Below are 787 nucleotides of genomic sequence, written 5' to 3'. Positions count from 1 at the left end.
GCAAGCCCGCTCCCACATCTATGGATACCCCCATTTCTGCAATACTGTTTTCGATGCGTGTTTGGCTTGCTTTCATCTATCCGGCGTCTGGGTGGCGACCCTGCGCCTCGATGAGAATCGCGCCTGACGGCCCTTCATAGTGGTAAGGCTTTTTCAGCCTTGTGGGAGCCCAGGGTAGTCGTCAGGCCGGTTGGCCGTTCACGTCATCTGTTATCCAGCATCGCAAAACCAGGTGGGTGGTGCTCGGGTGACAGCAGGGTCAAGCGCTCATCGCGCTTGGCCCTGCCTTGAATTCATCGTGGTGAGCGGCGATCGACCAGGCGATTCTGGCCAGTTTGTTGGCCAAGGCGCAGACCACACGGTTGCAATGATGGCGAGCCAGCAGCTGGCGGACCCAATCGGCCAGCGCTCCTGTCTGTCGTTCCAGCCCCATCAGGTACACACGGGCGCACTGGATCAGCAGCCGTCTCTGATTTCGGTCGCCGCGTTTGCTGATGCCCAAAAGTACCGTCTTGTCGCCGGTGGAGTGTTGCTTGGGCACCAACCCAATCGAGGCTGAATAGTCTCGACCGCACTTGAACTGCTGACCGTTGCCCAACTCCGCAGCCAGGACGCTGGAGGTGATCGGGCCTACGCAAGGAATTGTCATCAGGCGAGAAGCCAGATCATCTTCAGCGGCCTGGTGCTCAACCTGCTTGTCCAGTGCCTTGACCTGCCCGTCCAGGTAGTTGAAGTGGTCACGCAGCCCAAGCAGGATTTGTTTGATCTGTGCAGAGAATGAGCATTC

1 protein-coding gene is annotated in these 787 nt (G+C 58.4%); it reads right to left on the bottom strand.

Going from position 1 to position 787, the window contains the following annotated elements:
• Positions 1-259: 259 nt before the first annotated feature.
• Positions 260-787, bottom strand: a 528-nt coding sequence (locus AC07XF_RS28985; protein ID WP_495029253.1) for an IS110 family RNA-guided transposase, incomplete at its 5' end; no start/stop codon positions are given.

Source organism: Pseudomonas sp. GW821-FHT01C01, from assembly GCF_059422645.1.
The sequence above is the reverse complement of the archived record's forward strand: the minus strand, read 5'-3'. Positions and strand labels throughout refer to the sequence as shown.